13 protein-coding genes are annotated in these 14,187 nt (G+C 64.3%); 8 read left to right on the forward strand and 5 right to left on the reverse strand.

Annotation, left to right across the window (positions count from 1 at the left end; all coding sequences use genetic code 11):
• The first annotated feature begins 117 nt into the window (after positions 1-117).
• From A3AC_RS0106340 to A3AC_RS0106365, 6 genes are all read left to right on the forward strand, one after another.
• Positions 118-1,059: a 2-hydroxyacid dehydrogenase gene (locus A3AC_RS0106340; RefSeq protein WP_025597949.1), complete on the forward strand. Its 942-nt coding sequence runs from the start codon at positions 118-120 to the stop codon at positions 1,057-1,059.
• A gap of 72 nt (positions 1,060-1,131) precedes the next feature.
• On the forward strand, positions 1,132-2,061 hold the full coding sequence (locus A3AC_RS0106345) for a hydroxymethylglutaryl-CoA lyase (RefSeq protein ID WP_025597950.1): 930 nt from the start codon (positions 1,132-1,134) through the stop codon (positions 2,059-2,061).
• A gap of 41 nt (positions 2,062-2,102) precedes the next feature.
• The gene (locus A3AC_RS0106350) at positions 2,103-2,624 is read left to right on the forward strand and encodes a YbaK/EbsC family protein (RefSeq protein WP_025597951.1); all 522 of its coding nucleotides are present in this window, start codon (positions 2,103-2,105) and stop codon (positions 2,622-2,624) included.
• Positions 2,625-2,639: 15 nt separating this feature from the next.
• Entirely contained in the window at positions 2,640-2,867 is a 228-nt protein-coding gene (locus tag A3AC_RS0106355) for a DUF1289 domain-containing protein (protein WP_025597952.1), read from the forward strand.
• Complete coding sequence (locus tag A3AC_RS0106360; RefSeq protein WP_025597953.1) at positions 2,864-3,343, forward strand: MaoC family dehydratase; 480 nt, start codon at positions 2,864-2,866, stop codon at positions 3,341-3,343. Before A3AC_RS0106355 ends, A3AC_RS0106360 begins: the two co-directional genes overlap by 4 nt.
• Complete coding sequence (locus A3AC_RS0106365) at positions 3,340-4,278, forward strand: MBL fold metallo-hydrolase (RefSeq protein ID WP_025597954.1); 939 nt, start codon at positions 3,340-3,342, stop codon at positions 4,276-4,278. The genes A3AC_RS0106360 and A3AC_RS0106365 overlap by 4 nt, the downstream gene beginning before the upstream one ends.
• Before the next feature lie 332 nt (positions 4,279-4,610).
• Here the strand turns inward: A3AC_RS0106365 and A3AC_RS0106370 are convergent, their stop codons facing one another.
• Positions 4,611-5,510 carry a DMT family transporter gene (locus tag A3AC_RS0106370; RefSeq protein ID WP_025597955.1) on the reverse strand — a complete coding sequence of 300 codons (900 nt, stop codon included), beginning with the start codon at positions 5,508-5,510 and terminating at the stop codon, positions 4,611-4,613.
• Positions 5,511-5,624: 114 nt separating this feature from the next.
• On the opposite strand from A3AC_RS0106370, the gene A3AC_RS0106375 reads away from it, so the two are divergent.
• The gene (locus A3AC_RS0106375) at positions 5,625-6,095 is read left to right on the forward strand and encodes an Lrp/AsnC family transcriptional regulator (RefSeq protein ID WP_025597956.1); all 471 of its coding nucleotides are present in this window, start codon (positions 5,625-5,627) and stop codon (positions 6,093-6,095) included.
• Positions 6,096-6,120: 25 nt separating this feature from the next.
• Here the strand turns inward: A3AC_RS0106375 and A3AC_RS0106380 are convergent, their stop codons facing one another.
• Positions 6,121-7,011: an alpha/beta fold hydrolase gene (locus A3AC_RS0106380; protein WP_025597957.1), complete on the reverse strand. Its 891-nt coding sequence runs from the start codon at positions 7,009-7,011 to the stop codon at positions 6,121-6,123.
• Between the two features lie 341 nt (positions 7,012-7,352).
• Between A3AC_RS0106380 and A3AC_RS0106385 the strand changes: the two genes are divergently transcribed.
• A complete protein-coding gene (locus tag A3AC_RS0106385; RefSeq protein ID WP_025597958.1) occupies positions 7,353-8,312 on the forward strand; it encodes an NAD(P)H-dependent flavin oxidoreductase in 960 nt (319 codons plus the stop codon).
• Between the two features lie 75 nt (positions 8,313-8,387).
• Here the strand turns inward: A3AC_RS0106385 and icmF are convergent, their stop codons facing one another.
• The 3 genes from icmF to A3AC_RS0106400 all read right to left on the reverse strand — a co-directional run bounded on the left by icmF (position 8,388) and on the right by A3AC_RS0106400 (position 14,170).
• A complete protein-coding gene (gene icmF, locus A3AC_RS0106390; RefSeq protein ID WP_025597959.1) occupies positions 8,388-11,852 on the reverse strand; it encodes a fused isobutyryl-CoA mutase/GTPase IcmF in 3,465 nt (1,154 codons plus the stop codon).
• Between the two features lie 81 nt (positions 11,853-11,933).
• Positions 11,934-12,881: a LysR family transcriptional regulator gene (locus tag A3AC_RS0106395; RefSeq protein WP_025597960.1), complete on the reverse strand. Its 948-nt coding sequence runs from the start codon at positions 12,879-12,881 to the stop codon at positions 11,934-11,936.
• Positions 12,882-13,084: 203 nt separating this feature from the next.
• Entirely contained in the window at positions 13,085-14,170 is a 1,086-nt protein-coding gene (locus tag A3AC_RS0106400) for a porin (protein ID WP_025597961.1), read from the reverse strand.
• Positions 14,171-14,187: the final 17 nt, after the last annotated feature.

The raw sequence follows: 14,187 nt of genomic DNA on the forward strand, positions 1-14,187 counted from the left end.
CATGTCGTCAGCGTCGCGCGCCGCGCTTCAGCCGTTGCCAGCCTCACGGCCGCCATGCCGCCCGCGTCCCGCATGCGGCGCGAATCAGGGCAAGTGCGTGCGCAACGGAGCAGCCGCATGAAAATCCTCTTCTACATGCCCAACGACGAAGCCGCGGCCTGGCTGCAAGACTTCGCCCGCGCGCTGCCCGAGGCAGAACTGCGCGAGTGGCAGCCCGGCGACACGGCGCCCGCCGATTTCGCCGTCGTGTGGCGCCCACCTCGCGAGATGCTGGCCGGCCGCGCCGATCTGCGCGCAGTCTTCAATCTTGGCGCGGGCGTCGATGCGATTCTTGCGCTCGAACGCGAGCAACCCGGCAGCTTGCCGCGCAACGCACAATTGATCCGCCTCGAAGACACCGGCATGGCTCCGCAGATGGCCGAATATGTGACGCACGCGGTGCTGCGCTATCTGCGGCGCTTCGACGAATATCAAACGCTGCAGCGCGAGCGCCGCTGGCAGGTGCTCGACCCGCATCCACGCGAGTCATTCACGGTCGGCGTATTGGGGCTCGGCGTGCTCGGCGCACACGTCGCGCGAACGGTCGCGGCATTCGGCCTGCCCGTGCGCGGCTACAGTCGCAGCGCGAAACAGGTGGAAGGCATCGCCACCTTCGCCGGTGAAGCCCGGCTCGACGCGTTTCTCGACGGCGTGAAAGTACTCGTCAATCTGCTGCCGCATACGCCGGATACCGCGAACGTGCTCAACGCCCGCACGTTTTCGAAGCTCGCGCGCGGCGCGTATCTGATCAACGTGGCGCGCGGCGCGCATCTCGTGGAAGCCGATCTGCTCGACGCGCTCGCGAGCGGCCAACTCGCCGCGGCCACGCTCGACGTGTTCCAGCACGAGCCGTTGCCGCCGGATCATCCGTTCTGGCAGGAACCGCGCATCACGATCACACCGCACATGTCGGCGCTCACGTTGCGCGAAGAAAGCGTCGCGCAGATCGCGCAGAAACTGCTCGCGCTCCAACGGGGTGAGGCTGTTAGCGGCGTGGTGGATATCGGGCGCGGATACTGACCATCGTCCCAATACATTTCCAGGCGGTGCCAGCACAGCTTTGTTGGGCGGATAACCTTCAGGAGACAGAACATGACAGTAGCACCGCAACAAGTGAAGATCGTCGAAGTCGGCCCGCGTGACGGCCTGCAGAACGAGAAGGAATTCGTCCCGACTGCGACCAAGGTGGAATTGATCAACCGACTCTCGGCAGCGGGTTTTCGAAACGTCGAGGCCGCGTCGTTCGTGTCACCCAAATGGGTGCCGCAAATGGCCGACGGCGCCGACGTGATGGCCGGCATCGAGCGGCGCCCCGGCACGCTCTATTCGGTGCTCACGCCGAATCTGCGCGGCTTCGAAGGCGCGCTCGCCGCACGCGCCGACGAGATCGTGATCTTCGGCGCCGCGAGCGAAGCGTTCTCGCAGAAGAACATCAATTGCAGCATCGCGGAAAGCATCGAACGGTTCGCGCCGGTCGCGCAGGCGGCGAAGCAGCATGGCCTGCGCATACGCGGCAGCGTTTCGTGCGCGCTCGGCTGTCCGTATCAGGGTGAGGTGCCGGTGGCGTCGGTGGTCGACGTGGTGCAACGTTTCGCGGCTCTCGGCTGCGACGAGATCGACATCGCGGATACGATCGGCGTGGGCACGCCCAGACGCACGCGCGAAGTCTTCGAAGCCGTGACCCGCGTGTATCCGCGCGAACGGCTCTCGGGGCACTTTCACGACACCTACGGCCAGGCGCTCGCGAACATCTACGCGGCGTTGCAGGAAGGCATCGAGATCTATCACGCGTCGGTCGCGGGGCTCGGCGGTTGCCCGTATGCAAAGGGCGCAACCGGCAATGTCGCGACCGAAGACGTGCTGTACCTGATGAACGGCCTCGGCATTGAAACCGGCATCGACCTCGCGCAGGTCGTAGCCATCGGCGATTTCATTTCGACGGCGATAGGCCGGCCGAACGTGTCGCGCGCGGGCAAGGCGTTGCTTGCAAAGGCGCGCAGCGAAGCGGCCAACTGCGTGTGAGCACTCGGCAACCAGATCGCAACCAGACAGGACTTGAAACGATGACGGACCACGCTTTTCTCGACTCCGATGACCTCACCGCCTTGCCCGACTCCGCTCGCCGCGTCGCGCTGCTGCTGCGGGAACGCGGTCACGCAGGCCGCGTCGTGATGCTGCCGGAAACCGGCAAGACTTCCGCCGAAGCCGCCGCGGGCCTCGGCTGCTCGGTCGCGCAGATCGCCAAGTCGATCCTGTTTCGCCGTCGCGAAGACGACGCGCCGGTGCTGGTCGTCGCAAGCGGCGCGAATCGTGTGGATGAAAAAAAGGTGGCGGCGCAGGTCGGCGAGATCGGCCGCGCGGATGCGAAGTTCGTCCGCGAAAAAACCGGCTATGCGATTGGCGGCGTGTGCCCCGTTGGTCACGCGGTCGAACCGGTCACGCTGATCGACGCAGACCTGCTCTCGCTCGACAGTCTGTGGGCCGCGGCTGGTCATCCGCATGCGGTGTTCAATCTGACCGCAGAGGAACTGATCGCGTTGACGGGTGCTCCGGTGGTGGACGTGGCTTTGCGCGAGACGGCCTAGGCAATGGCAGCCCCGATGACAGCAGAAAACGACCACGGGACAGAAGGCGGCAGCGTGCCGTCGCCGTGCATCAACGTGTGCCGGATGGATGCGTCGACGGGATGGTGCGAAGGGTGTCTGCGCACCATCGACGAAATCGCCGGCTGGTCGCTCTATGACGACGACGAGAAGCGCGCGGTATGGGACGCGCTCGAATCGCGCCATGCACAGTTCATCGCGAAACATGCGAAGGTGCAGCGATGAACGCACCGCCGCGCATTGTCACCATCGGTGAGACATTCAGCGCGACGCTCGCGTTATCGGCGGATTCGGTGAAAACGTTCGCGACGCTCGTCAACGACCTGAACCCGCTGCATCACGATGAGGCCTATGCCGCGCAAAGCCGCTTCGGCGGTCTGATCGCGTCCGGCACGCAGCCTACCGCGCATTTCATGGCGCTGCTCGCCACGCATTTTTCTACCTACGCGCAACCGCTCGGACTCGAGTTCGACATCAAGTTGAAAAAGGCCGCACACGCGGGCGACACGCTCGTCATGACGTGGCGTGTGCGCGATGCTTACTGGAAGCCGAGCCTGAATGGCGACCTCACGCATCTGGAAGGCACGGTCAAAAATCAGCGTGGCGAAGTTGCCGTGATCGGCGCCTCGACCATTCTGGTGATGCCGAAACCCGAGGCGTCCGTCGACGCCAACATCATTAGCGGCACCGCTACGCTATGAACGCGTTGCCCACATCGGTGCGCGTGTTCGAGCGCGGCTGGCTCTCGTCAAACAATGTACTGATAGTCGACGACGAATGCGCCGCGCTCGTCGATACAGGCTATGCGACGCATGCGCACCAAACGCGTGCGCTCGTGCAGCAGGCACTTGGCGCGCGGCCGCTCGACCTGATCGTCAACACGCATCTGCATTCGGATCATTGCGGCGGCAATGCGCTGTTGCAAGCGACGTGGCCGTGCCGCACGCTGATTCCCGCGTCGGAGGCCGATGCCGTGCGCGACTGGGACGAAGCGCGCCTTACTTTCCGTGCAACCGGGCAAACTTGCGAGCGCTTCGGCTTCACAGGCACGATCGCGCCGGGCGCGACACTGCGTCTCGGCGCACTCGACTGGCAGATACTCGGCGCGCCCGGTCACGATCCGCACTCGCTCATGCTCTACTGCGCGGCAGAGCGCGTGTTGATCAGCGCCGACGCGCTATGGGAAAACGGCTTCGGCGTGATCTTCCCGGAGTTGGAAGGCGAAAGCGGCTTTGCCGAACAGCAAGCCGTGCTCGAAGCGATTGCCGCGCTCGACGTGCGTCTCGCGATTCCTGGCCACGGCGCGCCGTTCATGAACGTCGAGCAGGCGTTGCAACGCGCCTTCTCGCGGCTCGCGTGGCTGCGTGCCGATCCGGCGCGCAATGCGAAGAACGCGCTCAAGGTACTGATCGTCTTCAAGCTGCTCGAGGTCCGCGCAATGAGCTTTGCGACGCTGCTGCAAATGGTCGACGACGCGATGGCCATGCGCGCCGCGGCCTCGATGCTGAAGCCACGTGGCGAATGGCCCGCGCTTATGAAAGCGCTTGTTGAAGAACTGGCCGCCGGCAATGGACCGATCACGGTGGACGGCGAGCGGATCGTTGCGAGAGCAACCGTGCCGGCATCCGCGCCATAGCACCTTGGTCAGGCGAACAGCGCAGATGCAAAGCGCAAAACACTCCAAAGCGCCGGCACAAAAAGAAAGCCGCTCAACCCGTTAAGGCGAGCGGCGCAATTTTTGTCGGACGTGATCAGCGTCTTGTTGAATGATACGCGCGCGCGATTTTGGACCGCATCGGTGATTTCCCTACAGATGCTTGACGGCGGCTGTTAACCCGCATACACGCCGGGCGCCGGAACCGCCGCTATGCCGCGGGCCGCACGTCCATTGCTCCGCTCATATGAACAAACGCGGTTGCTTTGCAATCCGTAGCATCGCCTCCGTTGCATCCGCTGATAGCGCCGTGTTCAGACCGAGCGCACGCGCCTTTGAGGGACAACCCGCCAGCCGAGATTGACGCCGGCCGCGGCGAGCAGAATCAGCACCGCGCCCAGTACCTGAATCCACGCGAGCGTCTGCCCAAATGCGATCCGGTCGACGATGATCGCGACCACCGGATAGATGAACGACAGCGCGCCGGTCATGGCAGTCGGCAGTTTCTGGATCGCGCCGTACAGCAGCACATACATGAGGCCGGTGTTCACCACGCCCAGCACGACGAGCTCGAGCCATTGCACCCCGGTGGCGGGCAGCGCATCGAAACGCACGAGCGGCGCGAGCATCACCACACCGAGCAACACCTGGATCAGCGCAATCAGATGCGGCGGCGTGCCCTTCAAACGCTTGGTGATGATCGACGAGACCGCATACATCGCGGCCGCGCCGACCGCATACGCGATACCGATCAGATATTGCCCCCGCACCGCCAGCACCGCCGGCTCGACTTTCACCACGAACACGAGCCCGATGAACGCGAGCAGCAGCCACACCACCGTCGACGCGCTAATACGCTCGCGAAATACGACCGCGCCGAGCGCGACCAGCATGAAGGGCTGCGTGTTGTAGACGGCTGTCGCCATCGAGATCGACGCACGCGAGTACGCGGCGAACAGCAGCACCCAGTTGGCGACGATTGCCGCGCCGCCGAGCAGCGCGAGCCCGAGCATCTTCCACGAGAACAGCTTGCGTCTGAAGAGGCCGAGCACTGCGCACACGAGCGCGAGCGTCGCGCCGCCGAAGATGCAGCGAAAAAACACCACATTGAACGGGCTCTGCTGCGACGACACGACCAGCCAGCCGATCGTGCCCGACATGAGCATCGCCATGCTCATCTCCGCCGCGCCGCGGCGAATTTCGTTTGAAGCCATGATCCGATCCTCGAATTGATTGCTGCATGGCAAGCAGTGTAAATAATCCGGATCCACGAAAACATGGATAAACTTAAGCGATACTGCGGCAGCACCTCATATTCGAAGGCCGTCATGCCAAAACGCCTTGCTCCCCTAACGCCTGTCCCGCTCGACGAAACCGACCGCGCGCTGCTTGCCGCGCTAGCAGAAGACGCGCGCCGCCCGGTCAGCGAACTGTCGCGGCTCGTCGGACTATCCGCGCCGAGTACGGCTGAGCGCATCCGCAGGCTCGAGGCGCAAGGCGTGATCGAGCGCTTCACGGTGCAGCTCGACCCGCGCGCGCTCGGCTTCACGCTGCAAGCCATCGTGCGTGTGAAGCCGCTGCCCGGGCAGTTGCATCTGGTGGAGGAAGTAATCCGGCGAATTCCGGAGTTTGTCGAATGCGACAAGGTGACCGGCGACGATTGCTTCATCTGCCGCCTTTACCTGCATTCGATCGAACAGCTCGACGAGATTCTCTCGAAGGTCACGGAGCGCGCGGAGACCAGCACTGCAATCGTCAAATCGACGCCCGTCGCACGACGCCTGCCGCCGCTCGGCTAAGCGCTCGGCGAATCAGCGAACGCGCTTACCGTTCGATCGCTTCGAAGAACGACAGCATTTCCGCGACGAGCTGCTCAGGCGCCTCTTCGGGAATGTAGTGGCCGCAAGGCAGCGAACGACCGCTTACGTCGCGCGCCACGTGACGCCATTCGGCAAGCGCGTCGAAACACTTTTCGATCACGCCTTTGTCGCCCCACAACACGCGCAGCGGGCAGGCAATCTTGTGCCCGCGTTCCATGTCGGCGCGGTCGTGCTCGAGGTCGATGCTTGCCGACGCGCGGTAGTCCTCGCACATCGCGTGGACCGCGCCAGGCTGCGCCAACGCCGCGCGGTAGGCTGCGAGCGAGTCCGGCTCGAACGGCGCGAGGCCCGCATGACGGCTGCCCATCACCGCATCCACATAGGCGGCCGGATTCGCGCCGATTAGCGTTTCGGGCAGCGGCTCAGGCTGAATCAGGAAGAACCAGTGGAAGTAATGCGTGGCGAACGCGCGGTCGGTGGCTTCGTACATTGCGAGCGTCGGCGCGATGTCGAGCAGCATCAGACGCTCGACGGCATCCGCGTGATCGAGCGCCATGCGGTGGGCGACGCGCGCGCCGCGGTCGTGCGCGCAAACCAGAAAGCGCTCGAAGCCGAAGTGACGCATTACGGCGACCTGGTCGGCGGCCATGGCGCGTTTCGAATACGGCGTATGCGCGCTGTCGCTGGCCGGTTTGCCCGATGCGCCGTAGCCGCGCAGGTCGGTGGCGATGACCGTGAAGTGCTCGGCCAGTTGCGCGGCACAGCGCGCCCAGATCAGGTGCGACTGCGGATGGCCGTGCAGCAGCAGAAGCGGCGGCCCTGCTCCGCCCTTTACTCCGAAGATATCCGCATCGCCCGCGACGACGCGAAAGGGCGTGAAATTCTCGAAGGCCATGACCGGGTCTCTCGTCGTTTTGGAGTTCGTGCATTGTAAAAGGCCAATGTGTCCGCGCGAGGTGGGATAACCCACCCAGGCGTAGAACCTTCCCTCCAACGGTTCCAAACGATACGGCGAACGCAGCGTCCGCGCCTGGCCTATAATCGAACGACCGTTCTTAAACGTTCGCGCGGCCAACGTGCTGTGAGATGCGCTGCTGGCTTCGACGCGGCGCACGCCGCTTTGCTGCCGCGCATTGCATGCCGCACGCAGTACGCCGCAAGCCGTGCGCCGCTACACTCATCAAATAGCCGTGGGCCTTGAAAGCACACTGGCTCGTCAATCAGGAGACTCGCACTATGGCTTTGCCCGCCGTTCTGCAAAATCTGGCGCTGCCTGTCGTCGCCTCACCGATGTTCATCGTCAGCTATCCCGAGCTGGTCCTGGCGCAGTGCAAAGCCGGCATCGTCGGTTCATTCCCGGCGCTCAACGCGCGCCCCGCCGAATTGCTCGACGAATGGCTCACGCAGATCCAGGCGCAGCTCTCGGAGCATAAGGCGGCGAATCCCGGCGCGGTGGTGGGCCCCATCGCCGTGAATCAGATCGTTCATCAATCGAATGCGCGGCTCGAACATGACGTGCGCGTGTGTGTCGAACACAAGGTGCCGATCTTCATCACGAGCCTGCGCGCGCCGGCGCGCGAGATTGTGGATGGGGTGCACAGCTACGGCGGCATCGTGCTGCACGACGTGATCAATCTGCGTCACGCGCAGAAGGCGCTTGAGGCGGGCGTCGACGGTTTGATCCTGGTGGCCTCGGGCGCGGGCGGTCACGCGGGCACTACGTCGCCGTTTGCGCTGGTCGGCGAAGTGCGGCGCATTTTCGACGGCCCGATCGTGCTGTCCGGCGCCATCGCGAACGGCGGTTCGATTCTCGCCGCGCAGGCAATGGGCGCCGATCTCGCGTATATGGGCACGCGCTTCATCGCGACCAAAGAGGCGCACGCAGTGGAGAGCTACAAGCAGGCCATCGTCAGCTCGAGCGCGTCGGACATCATCTACACGAACCTGTTCACGGGCGTGCATGGCAACTATATTCGGGAGAGCATCGTCAACGCCGGGCTCGATCCGGACGCACTGCCCGAATCGGACAAGACCAAGATGAACTTCGCCAGCGAAAAGGCCAAGGCGTGGAAAGACATCTGGGGCGCGGGTCAGGGCGTCGGCCTGATGGACGACGTGCCGAGCGTGAGCGAACTGGTCGCGCGTCTTGCGAAGGAATACGACGACGCGAAGGCGCGCCTCGGCATCGCGCGCTGAACTACGCCGTGGAACACGGCAGTGCGGAACGGGACTGCGAAAAGCAGGACTGCGGCCAGAGCGCGCATCGCCCGCCTACATATTCCGTCGATACTGCCCGCCCACCTCGAATAGCGCGTGCGTGATCTGCCCGAGAGAACACACGCGCACCACGTCCATCAGCACGGCAAACACGTTTTCGTCGTCCATCACCGCGCGCTTCAGACGCTCGAGCGCGGCGGGCGCGGCCTCGCGATGCCGCGCCTGAAAATCGCGCAGGCGTTTCAGCTGGCTTTGCTTTTCTTCTTCGGTGGAACGCGCAAGCGCGATGGGCTGCGGCGCTTCGTGCGGGTGCGCGCTCAGGAACGTGTTCACGCCCACAATCGGATACGAGCCGTCATGCTTGCGATGCTCGTACAGCATCGACTCATCCTGAATGCGCCCGCGCTGATAACCGGTTTCCATCGCGCCGAGCACGCCGCCGCGCTCCGTCAGGCGGTCGAACTCGGCGAGCACCGCTTCTTCGACGAGATCGGTAAGCTCGTCGATCACGAAGCTGCCCTGATTCGGATTCTGATTCTTCGCGAGCCCCCATTCGCGATTGATGATCAACTGGATCGCCACCGCGCGGCGCACCGACTCCTCGGTGGGCGTCGTGATTGCCTCGTCGAAGGCATTCGTATGCAGCGAGTTGCAGTTGTCGTAGATCGCGATCAGCGCCTGCAGCGTGGTGCGGATATCGTTGAAGTCGATCTCCTGCGCATGCAGGCTGCGGCCCGACGTCTGCACGTGATACTTGAGCTTCTGGCTGCGCTCGTTCGCGCCGTAGCGCTCGCGCATCGCGATTGCCCAGATGCGCCGCGCGACGCGGCCGAGCACCGTGTACTCCGGGTCCATGCCGTTTGAGAAAAAGAACGACAGGTTCGGCGCGAAGTCGTCGATCGACATGCCGCGGGCGAGATACGCCTCGACATAGGTGAAGCCGTTGGCGAGCGTATAGGCGAGTTGCGAGATCGGATTCGCGCCGGCCTCTGCGATGTGATAGCCGGAAATCGAGACCGAATAGAAATTGCGCACACCGTGTTCGACGAAATACGCCTGGATGTCGCCCATCACTTTAAGGCTGAACTCCGTCGAAAAGATGCAGGTGTTCTGGCCTTGATCTTCTTTCAGGATGTCGGCCTGGACGGTGCCGCGCACGTTCTCCAATGCCATGCGGCGCGTGGCTGCAAGTTCGTCGTCGCTGAGTGCGCGGCCGAGTTGCTGCGTTTTGCGCGCGATCTGCTGATCGATTGCGACGTTGAAGAACATTGCGAGAATGGTCGGTGCGGGGCCGTTGATGGTCATCGACACCGACGTTTCCGGCGCGCACAGATCGAAGCCGTCATAGAGCACGTGCATGTCGTCGAGCGTCGCCACCGACACGCCCGAATTGCCCACCTTGCCATAGATGTCGGGCCGTTCGTGCGGCTCTTCGCCGTACAGCGTGACCGAATCAAACGCAGTGGAAAGACGCTTGGCCGGCATGCCTTCCGAGAGCAGTTTGAAACGCCGGTTAGTGCGCGACGGATCACCTTCGCCCGCGAACATGCGCGTCGGATCTTCGTTCTCGCGACGAAACGGGAACACGCCGGCGGTGAACGGAAAGTGGCCCGGCAGATTTTCGAGCATCAGCCAGCGCAGAATTTCGCCGTGGTCGATGAACTTCGGCAGCGCGACTTTGCGTATCTGCGTGCCGGACAAGGTGGTGACTGCAAGCGCTGTGCGAACTTCGCGCTCGCGAATGCGGACTACATGTTCGTCGCCGGAATAGGCTGCTACGGTTTGCGGCCAGGCATCAAGCAGCTTGCGTTCGCGCTCGCCCAACGTAGCGGTGCGCTGCTCGATCAGCGCGTCGAGCCCGGCTGCGGATGTCCCGGTCTGTGTCTCGTGCTCATTCGTGCCGGCCTCGCCAAGCATTCGCCGCGCTTCGACGAGTTGCCAGCGCTCGCGCGCAAGCCGCGCCTGGGCTTCGGCGCGCTCACGATACGCGTGGACCGTCTGCGCGATTTCGGCGAGATAACGCACGCGCGCCGGCGGCACTATTGCGTGGCTGCCGGTCGAAAACCGCACGTCCGCGGGCGCGGACAGACGACCGCCGCCCTCACGCAGGCCGTGCCTATGCAGCGCGTTCGCGAGATGCCGGTAGAGCGCGCTCACGCCGTCGTCGTTAAAGCGCGAAGCGATCGTGCCGAACACCGGCATTGCGTCGGGCGATTTCGCGAAGTCGCCGCGATTTCGCTGAACCTGCTTCGCGACGTCGCGCAGCGCATCCGCCGCGCCCTTGCGGTCGAACTTGTTGATCGCAACGAAGTCCGCGAAATCGAGCATGTCGATCTTTTCCAGTTGGCTCGCCGCGCCGAACTCGGGTGTCATCACATACAGCGACTCGTCGACGAACGGCACGATTGCCGCGTCGCCCTGACCAATGCCGGAAGTTTCGACGACGATCAGATCGAAGCCCGCCGCCTTGCACAGCATCAGCGCGTCGGGCAGTGCGTTCGAGATCTCGCTGGAGGCTTCGCGCGTCGCCATCGAGCGCATGTAGACACGCGCGCCGCCGCCCCAATCGCCGATTGCGTTCATGCGGATGCGGTCGCCCAGCAGCGCGCCGCCGGACTTGCGGCGCGACGGGTCGACGGCGAGCACGGCGATGGTGAGCGCGTCGCCGTAATCGAGGCGGAAGCGCCGGATCAGTTCATCGGTCAGCGACGACTTGCCGGCGCCGCCCGTGCCGGTGATGCCGAGTACGGGAATCCGCGCCGCTTGCGCCCGGACCGCGACCTTGTCGCGCTCGGCCGCGCCCACACCGCCTGTTTCGAATGCGCTGATGAGTTGCGCGAGGCGGCGAAATGTTGCGGAGCTTGTGTCTTCGGTAAGTGCTTGCCCGAGCGGAACGCCGCGTGGTAACGGGCCCGCGGTCAACCCGTCGATCCATTCGCCAACCGGGCTGAACGCGCTGGACGCGCTGGACGCGCCGACCGCACCAGCCCCGCCCACCGCGCCGGTGGCGCCAACCCCGCCGAGCGAGCCCGCCCGCGCCGCGGCGCTCTCGCGCGCGAGAGCGGCGCACCGCCCGATCATGTCGTCGATCATGCCTTGCAGGCCGAGCCGCTGCCCGTCATGCGGCGAATAGATCTTTTCGACGCCGTATGTTTCCAGCTCAACGATTTCCTCGGGGACAATCACCCCGCCGCCGCCGCCGAACACCTTGATGCGCTCGCCGCCGCGCGCTCGCAGCAGATCGACGAGATAGCGGAAGTATTCGTTATGGCCGCCCTGGTAGCTGGACACCGCGACCCCGTCGGCGTCTTCCTGAAGCGCGGCGGTCGCGACTTCATCGACGGAACGGTTGTGGCCCAGGTGGATGACCTCCACGCCGCTCGCCTGAAGGATGCGCCGCATGATGTTGATCGACGCATCGTGGCCGTCGAACAAGGCCGCGGCAGTGACGAAACGCAAGCGCCGGCCGGCGGGCAGCTCGTGGCTGGCGGCGCGCTGCGGCGTGGACAGATCGGTCATGTCTCCCCCAGATCGTTACGCTATTGGCGTGTGCGGGTGCTGGCAACCAGTATAGCGAAACGGGTCGGGAGAGCTTGCGGGCTAGCGAACCGACGGGGCAACGGCCAGCGCCCTGATCTGTTCGAGCGACGGCCACAGCGATTCGTTCGCAAAGCGCTCGGCCAGAAAGTCAACGAACGAGCGAACCTTGGCGGACAAATGGCGGCGGCTCGCGTAGACGACGTGAATCGGCAGCTCGCGCGGCGGCATTTCATCGACGAGCAGCGGCACCAGGCGCCCCTCGGCCAGGTCCGCGCCGATCACTTCGGTGCCGAGCAGCGCGATGCCCGCGCCGTGCAGCACCATCACGCGTTGCGCCTCGAGATGGTTGACGATCAGGTTGCCGGACAGACGCACACGCGCGACCTCGCCAGTGGTCTGCATCACGTCGAGCCCGGATACGCCCGCGTATTGCAGAAAGTTGTGGCGCGCGAGATCGGCGGCGGTCTTCGGGGTGCCGCGTCGGCGCAGATAATCGGGCGACGCGCAGAGCACCAGATGCGCCATCGCGATAGGCCGCGCGATCAGCGACGACGACTTGAGCCCGCTCGGCGAAGCGCGAATCGCGACGTCGAAGCCTTCGTCGATCAGCTCGACCACGCGGTCGGACAAGGTGATGTCGACGGTGACTTGCGGATACTGCGCGGCGTAGTCGGCGACGGCCGCCATCACGTGGCTGAGCCCGAACGCCGACAGCGACGAGACCCGCAGGCGCCCTTGCGGCACCACGCTCGCCGCGCCTACCACCTGCTCCGCCTCCTCGAGTTCGGTGAGCACCTGACTCAGGCGCTCGTAGTATTCGCGGCCCGCCTCGGTCGGTGCCACGCGGCGCGTCGTGCGATTGAGCAGGCGTGCGCCGAGCTGCTGTTCGAGATGCATGACATGCTTGCTCGCCATCGCCGCGGACATTTCCATGCGCTCGGCAGCACCGACGAAGCTGCCCACTTCGACCACCTGCCGGAACACTTTCATGCTGACGAGGGTGTCCATCCGAATCGCTCGCTCAAGGAATTAATCGGCGTCATTTTGCCCGGTTTATCAAGAGCAAGTGAGGAAACGGCGTGTTGTGGCGCTCTCCTTTGGCAAAACAAAAGCCCGCGTTCCAAAGGAAGCGGGCTTCTGTGATGCCGTGCATCCGGCGCGGCGCAAGACAAGGCCGAGCACTGCGCTCACCCAGAGGAGAACGGCTGCGCCTAGAACTTCGCGCGCAGGCCCACGCCGTACGTGTTGCCGCTCGACTGGTTGCTGATGTGGTCGTACAGATAGGCTGCGTAGACATCCGTGCGCTTGGAGAGCGGATAGTCGTAGCCGACGGCTGCGGTCTGGCGCGTCTGGTCGAAGCCGCCGCCGTCGCGCGAATACGCGTACGAGGCCATCACCGTGCCGGGGCCGACCGGCACCGAGACGCCGCCTTGCGCGGTGTTCACGTGCCAGCTCGTCAGCGTCTGGTCGTTGTGCGTGTACATGTACTGGCCGAACAGCTTCACGTACTTCAGGTCGTACGAGACGCCCAGTTGCGCGACGCTTTGCGCCTTCAGGCCCGGCACGCCCGACGAATCGAAGCTGCCCAGGTCGCCCGGCGTGTTGTTGAAGTTCACGTACTGGTAGACCGCGGTCGCCGCGAACGGGCCGTGGAAATACAGCACCTGGCCGCTCCATTTCTTCGCGCCGTTCTGCGTGGTGTTGCCAAGCGCGTACATGGCGCTCGCCGACAGGCCGTTGAAGTTCGGCGACTGATACTGCACCGCGTTGTTCCAGCCGGAGTCGCCGGTCACGCCCTGATCCGTCGAGTAGGTCGGGAACGTGCCGAGGCCAAGGTACACGTGGTAGACCATCGGCGAAAAGACGTACGAGTCGATGAACGGATTGAACAGAATCGTCGACACGAACAGATGCGTGGTCAGACGGCCGGCCGTGACCGTGCCGTACGGCGATTCGATACCGACATACGCGTTGCGCGAGAACGTGGTGTCGCCGGTAAAGCGGCCGTACTGGCCGTTCTGCGCGCGAAAGAAGCCTTCCAGCGTGAAGATCGCCTTGTAGCCGTTGCCCAGATCCTCGGCCCCCTTCAGGCCCCAGTATGACGTGGACATCCCGCCGCCGGACACCTGCACGGCGGTCTTGCCGCCCGGGAATTTCTGAGCGCCGACCCATTCGTCGACCTGGCCGTACAGTTGCACGCTCGATTGCGCAAACGCAGACGATGCACTGGCCAGCAAAGCCGCGCACGCGGTTGCCTTCAGGGTTGTCTTCAGCGCACGGCTGATGTTTGTTTTCATGGATTCTCCAGTCTTTG

The sequence above is a fragment of the Burkholderia sp. WSM2230 genome (genome assembly GCF_000472445.1).
Lineage (GTDB): Bacteria > Pseudomonadota > Gammaproteobacteria > Burkholderiales > Burkholderiaceae > Paraburkholderia.

Excerpts from the sequence above, each read along its gene's own strand:
- A3AC_RS0106340 (WP_025597949.1), top strand. The coding sequence starts at position 118 with ATGAAAATCCTCTTCTACATGCCCAACGACGAAGCCGCGGCCTGGCTG.
- A3AC_RS0106345 (WP_025597950.1), top strand. The coding sequence starts at position 1,132 with ATGACAGTAGCACCGCAACAAGTGAAGATCGTCGAAGTCGGCCCGCGT.
- A3AC_RS0106350 (WP_025597951.1), top strand. The coding sequence starts at position 2,103 with ATGACGGACCACGCTTTTCTCGACTCCGATGACCTCACCGCCTTGCCC.
- A3AC_RS0106355 (WP_025597952.1), top strand. The coding sequence starts at position 2,640 with ATGACAGCAGAAAACGACCACGGGACAGAAGGCGGCAGCGTGCCGTCG.
- A3AC_RS0106360 (WP_025597953.1), top strand. The coding sequence starts at position 2,864 with ATGAACGCACCGCCGCGCATTGTCACCATCGGTGAGACATTCAGCGCG.
- A3AC_RS0106365 (WP_025597954.1), top strand. The coding sequence starts at position 3,340 with ATGAACGCGTTGCCCACATCGGTGCGCGTGTTCGAGCGCGGCTGGCTC.
- A3AC_RS0106370 (WP_025597955.1), bottom strand. The coding sequence starts at position 5,510 with ATGGCTTCAAACGAAATTCGCCGCGGCGCGGCGGAGATGAGCATGGCG.
- A3AC_RS0106375 (WP_025597956.1), top strand. The coding sequence starts at position 5,625 with ATGCCAAAACGCCTTGCTCCCCTAACGCCTGTCCCGCTCGACGAAACC.
- A3AC_RS0106380 (WP_025597957.1), bottom strand. The coding sequence starts at position 7,011 with ATGGCCTTCGAGAATTTCACGCCCTTTCGCGTCGTCGCGGGCGATGCG.
- A3AC_RS0106385 (WP_025597958.1), top strand. The coding sequence starts at position 7,353 with ATGGCTTTGCCCGCCGTTCTGCAAAATCTGGCGCTGCCTGTCGTCGCC.
- icmF (WP_025597959.1), bottom strand. The coding sequence starts at position 11,852 with ATGACCGATCTGTCCACGCCGCAGCGCGCCGCCAGCCACGAGCTGCCC.
- A3AC_RS0106395 (WP_025597960.1), bottom strand. The coding sequence starts at position 12,881 with ATGGACACCCTCGTCAGCATGAAAGTGTTCCGGCAGGTGGTCGAAGTG.
- A3AC_RS0106400 (WP_025597961.1), bottom strand. The coding sequence starts at position 14,170 with ATGAAAACAAACATCAGCCGTGCGCTGAAGACAACCCTGAAGGCAACC.